Annotated in this window: 1 pseudogene; it reads right to left on the reverse strand. The window is 49.1% G+C overall.

The annotated features are described in order from the left end of the window. Window positions 1-269, reverse strand: a pseudogene (locus AB4585_RS23855) (trimethylamine-N-oxide reductase TorA); the annotation flags it as partial.

Consider the following 269-nt stretch of genomic DNA (forward strand, 5'->3'; position numbering starts at 1 on the left):
TCTTTAGGGTTTAGATAACACGGCTCGCGTCCCTGAACGGCATAAGTTGCTCGGAACTCTTCAGATTCACACATTTGTGAGTGAAGACGTTTATCTGGGTGACAAGACTGTAGCCAGAACGGATGTTTATCTGAACCAGGCCCACCATGAGAGCGCTCTGATTTCTCAAACCACATTGGGTGCTCTTGGCAGTGCTCATAACCGTAACGTCCGATAGTACGGCTGGTGATCTCGATAAAGCCAGATGGAGTACCTAGGGCACTGATCTC

The sequence above is a fragment of the Vibrio sp. 10N.222.49.C9 genome (assembly GCF_041474985.1).
Classification (GTDB): domain Bacteria; phylum Pseudomonadota; class Gammaproteobacteria; order Enterobacterales; family Vibrionaceae; genus Vibrio; species Vibrio crassostreae_C.